The organism is Klebsiella sp. MS 92-3 (assembly GCF_000195655.1).
GTDB lineage: Bacteria > Pseudomonadota > Gammaproteobacteria > Enterobacterales > Enterobacteriaceae > Klebsiella > Klebsiella pneumoniae.
Genome location: NZ_GL882786.1, coordinates 61,082 through 67,218, shown reverse-complemented (window position 1 = coordinate 67,218; position 6,137 = coordinate 61,082). Strand labels below are relative to the sequence as shown.

At 56.7% G+C, this 6,137-nt stretch carries 9 protein-coding genes; 5 read left to right on the top strand and 4 right to left on the bottom strand.

Annotated elements, in window-relative coordinates:
- Positions 1 to 79: 79 nt before the first annotated feature.
- Entirely contained in the window at positions 80 to 682 is a 603-nt protein-coding gene (gene ribA / locus HMPREF9538_RS17875) for a GTP cyclohydrolase II (protein WP_009484628.1), read from the bottom strand.
- Between the two features lie 163 nt (positions 683 to 845).
- On the opposite strand from ribA, the gene pgpB reads away from it, so the two are divergent.
- From pgpB to yciH, 5 genes are all read left to right on the top strand, one after another.
- Positions 846 to 1,613: a phosphatidylglycerophosphatase B gene (gene pgpB, locus HMPREF9538_RS17880; RefSeq protein WP_002901779.1), complete on the top strand. Its 768-nt coding sequence runs from the start codon at positions 846 to 848 to the stop codon at positions 1,611 to 1,613.
- 135 nt (positions 1,614 to 1,748) lie between these two features.
- Positions 1,749 to 2,057 carry a LapA family protein gene (locus tag HMPREF9538_RS17885; RefSeq protein ID WP_002901780.1) on the top strand — a complete coding sequence of 103 codons (309 nt, stop codon included), beginning with the start codon at positions 1,749 to 1,751 and terminating at the stop codon, positions 2,055 to 2,057.
- Between the two features lie 6 nt (positions 2,058 to 2,063).
- Positions 2,064 to 3,233: a lipopolysaccharide assembly protein LapB gene (gene lapB / locus HMPREF9538_RS17890; RefSeq protein ID WP_002901781.1), complete on the top strand. Its 1,170-nt coding sequence runs from the start codon at positions 2,064 to 2,066 to the stop codon at positions 3,231 to 3,233.
- Positions 3,234 to 3,424: 191 nt separating this feature from the next.
- On the top strand, positions 3,425 to 4,162 hold the full coding sequence (pyrF, locus tag HMPREF9538_RS17895; RefSeq protein ID WP_004151907.1) for an orotidine-5'-phosphate decarboxylase: 738 nt from the start codon (positions 3,425 to 3,427) through the stop codon (positions 4,160 to 4,162).
- Positions 4,162 to 4,488 carry a stress response translation initiation inhibitor YciH gene (gene yciH / locus HMPREF9538_RS17900; RefSeq protein WP_002901782.1) on the top strand — a complete coding sequence of 109 codons (327 nt, stop codon included), beginning with the start codon at positions 4,162 to 4,164 and terminating at the stop codon, positions 4,486 to 4,488. The genes pyrF and yciH overlap by 1 nt, the downstream gene beginning before the upstream one ends.
- Positions 4,489 to 4,619: 131 nt before the next feature.
- On the opposite strand, the gene osmB is transcribed toward yciH, so the two are convergent.
- The 3 genes from osmB to HMPREF9538_RS0127320 form a co-directional block, all read right to left on the bottom strand.
- Positions 4,620 to 4,838, bottom strand: a complete 219-nt coding sequence (gene osmB, locus HMPREF9538_RS0127325) for an osmotically-inducible lipoprotein OsmB (RefSeq protein WP_002901783.1) — start codon at positions 4,836 to 4,838, stop codon at positions 4,620 to 4,622.
- A 275-nt stretch (positions 4,839 to 5,113) separates the two neighbouring features.
- On the bottom strand, positions 5,114 to 5,863 hold the full coding sequence (locus HMPREF9538_RS17910; protein WP_002901785.1) for a DNA-binding transcriptional regulator YciT: 750 nt from the start codon (positions 5,861 to 5,863) through the stop codon (positions 5,114 to 5,116).
- A 71-nt stretch (positions 5,864 to 5,934) separates the two neighbouring features.
- Positions 5,935 to 6,114: a hypothetical protein gene (locus HMPREF9538_RS0127320; RefSeq protein ID WP_002901786.1), complete on the bottom strand. Its 180-nt coding sequence runs from the start codon at positions 6,112 to 6,114 to the stop codon at positions 5,935 to 5,937.
- Positions 6,115 to 6,137 lie beyond the last annotated feature (23 nt).

Here is a 6,137-nt window from a genome sequence, read left to right as displayed (position 1 = left end):
TGTGTACTCCTTACAGGGGGTGAGCCGCGGGGCGCCGCCCCCCCCCCCCCCCCCCCTCTTTTTCGGTTATTCCACCGGTTTATTCCGTCGGCTTGCTGTTCAGCAGATGGCCCATCTTGGCGGCTTTGGTGTCCAGATAGTGAGCGTTTTTCGGGTTACGCCCGACGATCAGCGGCACCCGCTCCACAATGTTGATCCCGGCTTCGGTAAGAATTTCCACTTTTTTCGGGTTATTGGTTAATAACCGCACCTGCTCAACGTTGAGCAATTTGAACATGTCGGCGCACAAGGTGAAATCGCGCTCATCGGCGGCGGAGCCAAGGTGATGGGTCGCCTCGACAGTGTCGTAGCCCTGATCCTGCAGCGCGTAGGCGCGGATCTTATTCAATAAACCAATGTTGCGTCCTTCCTGGCGGTGATAGAGCAGGATCCCCCGACCTTCTTCAGCGATATGCGACAGAGCCGCTTCCAGCTGAAAGCCGCAATCACAGCGCAGGCTAAACAGGGCATCGCCCGTCAAACACTCTGAATGTACGCGGGCGAGGACCGGCGACTGCCCTGATATATCGCCATACACCAGCGCGACATGATCCTGTCCGGTTGCCAGTTCTTCAAAACCCACCATCAGGAAATCGCCCCAGGGGGTTGGCAGTTTGGCTTCTGCCACACGTTTAAGCTGCATGTGATTCTCCAGATTCTGTCAGCACCTGACTGTGCTTTCTGTTTCCCGCTATTTTGCCACAACGCCTGGACGTTCTCCTAATCGCGAACGGTTAGCCGTGTGGAAAGCGCACAAACGATCTACTTTCCGCTATGATGTTCATCTACAAGGAGAAGGAGAGAAAATGCTGTTGATAGCCCGACGAACTGCTCTCGCGGCGGCGCTGCTGCTGGTTATGCCCCTCACGGTCTGGCTTTCCGGGTGGCTGTGGCAGCCTGGACTGCCGGTTGCCATGTTGAAAAGCCTGTGGTGGGTGACGGAAACGGTGACCCAGCCGTGGGGAATTATCACTCATGTCGTGCTTTGCGGCTGGTTCCTCTGGTGTCTGCGCTTTCGCCTGCGCGCGGCGTTGATCCTGTTCCTTATCCTTGCCGCCGCTATCCTGGCGGGACAGGGGGCGAAATCCTGGGTCAAGGCGCGGGTCCAGGAGCCGAGACCGTTCGTCATCTGGCTGGAAAACACAAGGCAGGTGCCGGTGACGCAATTCTACGCGTTAAAGCGTAAAGAACGCGCTAAACTGGTGCATGAACAGCTGGCGCAGGCGCAGGACATTCCGTCATTTTTACGCAAACACTGGCAGAAGGAGACGGGGTTTGCTTTCCCGTCAGGTCACACCATGTTTGCCGCCAGCTGGGCGTTACTCGCTGCGGGGCTGCTGTGGCCGCGTCGCCGCTGGGGCACAATCGCGGTGCTGCTGGTGTGGGCGACGGCGGTGATGGGCAGTCGCCTGGCGCTGGGCATGCACTGGCCGCTGGATCTCATCGTCGCCACGCTGATCTCCTGGCTGCTGGTCACGGTGGCCTGCTGGCTGACGCAGCGCCTTTGTGGGCCGCTCTCGCCGCCCGGAGAAGAGGCGCAGGATATTAAAAAACGGATGCCTGAAGCGGAATAATGTTGATTTTAGCGGCATCCGACCGCATATCCTGAAGAGTTGCCATGCTTTTTCATTCCACCGCTGCGGCGAAAATGATACTTTATAGGGCTGAAAGCGGGCTTTTTTCGCGCAACCCACATAACGGGAAGTCATGTGAAATATTTACTCATTTTCTTACTGGTGTTAGCAATCTTCGTCATTTCAGTGACGCTGGGGGCGCAGAATGACCAACAGGTCACTTTCAACTATTTACTCGCTCAGGGTGAATTCCGCATATCGACGCTGCTGGCGGTGCTGTTTGCCGCAGGCTTTGCCATTGGCTGGCTGATCTGCGGCCTGTTCTGGCTGCGGGTGCGCGTCTCACTGGCGCGCGCGGAGCGGAAAATTAAGCGTCTTGAGCATCAGATTGCCCCCGTCAGCCCGGCGGCTGTCGACGCAGGCGTGCCTGCGGTGAAGGAATAACCTCTTATGCTGGAGTTGTTGTTTCTGCTTTTACCCGTTGCCGCCGCTTACGGCTGGTACATGGGGCGCAGAAGTGCACAACAGTCCAAACAGGACGATGCTAGCCGCCTGTCGCGAGATTACGTGGCGGGGGTTAACTTCCTGCTCAGCAACCAGCAGGATAAAGCCGTCGACCTGTTCCTTGATATGCTGAAAGAGGATACCGGTACCGTTGAGGCGCACCTGACGCTCGGTAATTTGTTCCGTTCGCGCGGCGAAGTCGACCGCGCGATCCGAATTCACCAGAGCCTGATGGAAAGCGCGTCGTTAACCTACGATCAGCGCCTGTTGGCGGTGCAGCAGCTGGGACGGGATTATATGGCCGCCGGACTGTATGACCGCGCGGAAGACATGTTCAAACAGCTGGTGGATGAGACCGATTTCCGCCTCGGCGCGCTGCAGCAACTGCTGCAGATTTACCAGGCGACCAGCGACTGGCAGTCGGCTATTGAAGTGGCTGAACGGCTGGTGAAGCTGGGGAAAGAGAAACATCGTGGCGAAATCGCCAACTTCTGGTGCGAACTGGCCCTGCAGCAGATGGCAGCCAACGATCTGGATAAAGCGATGGCGTTGTTGAGAAAAGGCGCCGCCGCGGACCGCACCAGCGCCCGGGTATCGATCATGATGGGCCGGGTGTGGATGGAAAAGGGCGACTACGCCAAAGCGGTGGAGAGCCTCGAGCGGGTTATCGATCAGGATAAAGAGCTGGTGGGTGAAACGCTGGAGATGCTGCAGACCTGCTACCAGCAGCTCGGCAAAACCGATGAATGGGAAGTTTTTCTGCGCCGCTGCGTGGAGGAGAACGCCGGGGCGACCGCCGAACTGATGCTGGCGCAGATCCTTGAGCAGCGGGAAGGCGTCGAAGCGGCGCAAAACTACGTCACCCGGCAGCTGGAACGCCACCCGACCATGCGCGTCTTCCATAAGCTGATGGACTACCATCTCAACGAAGCGGAAGAAGGGCGGGCGAAAGAAAGCCTTGGGGTGCTGCGAAACATGGTTGGTGAGCAGGTGCGCAGCAAACCACGCTATCGCTGCCAGAAATGCGGATTTACCGCTCATACACTCTACTGGCATTGTCCATCCTGCCGCTCGTGGGCGACCATTAAACCCATTCGCGGTCTCGACGGCCAGTAAAGCCAAAAAAAAGCCCTCCATTAGTTACAACATACTTATGACTTCACTCCTCTCCAGGCGCGGCCCCGGCAGCGCCATCGTCCGGTCAGGGCAGGTACGGCAGTCTGTTATTTTGTTCGCTTCACAGGTAGAATGCTGCCCGTTTACCTTTTTTGCGCCACCCCGGCGCCCATCAACACTAAGGTCTGGTCATGACGTCTACAGCTATCCCATCTTCCCGCGCTGTCACATCCTCTCCCGTTGTGGTTGCGCTCGACTATGATAATCGCGATAAAGCGCTGGCATTTGTCGACCGCATCGACCCGCGCGACTGCCGCCTGAAGGTGGGCAAAGAGATGTTCACCCTGCTGGGCCCGCAGTTTGTCCGCGATCTGCATCAGCGTGGGTTTGAGGTGTTCCTGGACCTTAAGTTTCACGATATTCCCAACACCACCGCCCGCGCGGTGGCCGCAGCGGCTGAGCTGGGCGTATGGATGGTGAATGTCCATGCTTCCGGCGGCGCGCGAATGATGACCGCCGCGCGCGAAGCGCTGCTGCCGTTTGGCAAAGATGCGCCGTTGCTGATCGCTGTCACGGTGCTCACCAGCATGGAGTCCAGCGATCTACAGGATCTGGGCATTACCTTATCTCCGGCTGACTACGCGGCGAAGCTGGCGGCGCTGACCCAACGCTGCGGCCTTGATGGGGTGGTGTGTTCAGCCCAGGAGGCGGTGCGCTTTAAGCATGAGCTGGGGCAGGCGTTTAAGCTGGTGACCCCGGGGATTCGTCCGCAGGGCAGCGACGCTGGCGATCAGCGGCGAATTATGACTCCTGAGCAGGCTCAGGAAGCTGGGGTAGACTATATGGTGATTGGTCGCCCGGTTACTCAGTCGGCGGATCCAGCCGCGACGCTGCGGGCGATCAACGATTCTCTGCGCAAGGGGGCATAATGAGCGATTCCAACAGCCGTCTGGTCTACTCCACCGAAACCGGGCGTATCGACGAGGCGAAACCGGCGCCGGTGCGCCCGAAAGGCGACGGCATTGTGCGGATCCAGCGCCAGACCAGCGGCCGCAAGGGCAAAGGCGTCTGTCTGATTAGCGGGATTGATGCCGACGATGCTGCGCTAACCGCTCTGGCGGCAGAGTTGAAAAAGAAATGCGGCTGCGGCGGCGCGGTGAAAGATGGCGTGATCGAGATCCAGGGCGATAAGCGGGATTTACTCAAGTCGCTGCTTGAGGCGAAAGGGATGAAGGTCAAGTTAGCCGGTGGCTGATCGCTATTTTCCCTCTGCTCCAATGGTCTGGTTGAAATAACAAGGCCGCGGTAAATGCCGCGGCCTTGAATGATTTAACGTGCGTAAGTCAATTCGTGTGAATTATTCTTTTATTTCGTCAGATAATTAAATTATTTTCCGACCTGGTGACCAATAATACCACCGACTGCTGCGCCACCCAGGGTACCGAGCGCGCTACCGTCAGTTAACACCGCACCACCGATAGCGCCGGCGCCAGCGCCGATAGCCGTGTTACGATCGCGTTTAGACATGTTAGAGCAAGCGCTCAGAGACATTGCTACAGTGACAGCCAGAACGACAGCAGCCATTTTTTTGCTCGTTGAAGTCATCATTTTTTTTCTCCTGAATAATCTATTCATGGATTACAGCGCTCCTTTAAGCATAGCCTGATAAAGCAGCTTTAGGGCAATTCCATGAAGTTAAGGTGCGCAGGTGTCACGAAAATCACGCAGGTGATAGTCACTTCCTGTTATATCGCTAATAATAATTTTACTTTTTTTAAAATTTATCGTCAGGTAAAAAGTCTTAATTAGCGGCTCGGAATACTCTCAGAGCGATAAAGCGCCCCTTCCGGCGCTTTGGCAGGAGATGGGGCGGCGGAGGATCAGATGTAGGGCACGATATCGACGGTCAGGCCGCTGCGGAGCAATTGTTCGCGACAGGCGTCCGGTAAGCGATCGTCGGTAATAACGCGATTAAAGCGGCCGGCGGGACCGAGCGGATAGGGATGTACCGCGCTGAATTTTGAACTGTCGCTAAGAATAATTGCCTCACAATGCTTCTCCAGCACGGCGTTCACCACGTCCGCACGCATCATATCGCGGCCGGTAAAGCCGGTTTCCGCCTGCCAACCGTCGATCCCGATGAAGGCTTTGCTGAAATGCACCTGCTGGATGAACTGACGGGTTAGCGGACCGACCATACTCTCACTGCGTTTCTGATAAATTCCGCCCAGCAGGATCACCTCTCCTGGGGTCTCTTTCAGCAGATGGGCGATATAGCTGCTGACGGTAATGATGGTGATATCGCCGCGCTCGGCCAGCGTACGCGCCAGCAGGGCATTGCTGCTGCCGTTTTCGATAAATACCGTTTCACCGGTATTCACTAGCGCCGCAGCCCGGCTGGCCAGCTCACGCTTAATGGCGAAATGGGTCATCATGCGGGTTTCGACATCTTCGCTGTCCAGCGGTACGGCATAGCCATGAGTACGGCGCAAATAGCTCTGCTTTTCCAGCAAATTCAAATCCTGACGAATAGTAACCTCAGAGACACCGGTCATCTTCGCCAGATCGGCGACGCTCATGCGGCCTTTATCGATGACCACTTGCAAAATACTTTGTTGTCGGGCGTTCATAGCAACATCACTGTTAGGGGGCTATATGGCGAGCAACCGGTCCATATGGCCGGCTGCGGCATGGCTGATATTCAGATTTCCCAGGGCGCCTTGGGTTGGTTTTGTTGTTCAGCATCGTCCGCCGCCAGCGCCAGCAGCTCCGCTTTGAGGATCTCCAGATTATGGATCGCAGAATGGTAATCACCGGCAACCAGAATATCCAGCACGGTATCGATACGTTGAGCGAGCAGGTGGGCATTCACATCTGACATGGCATTATCCTGGTAACAAAAAC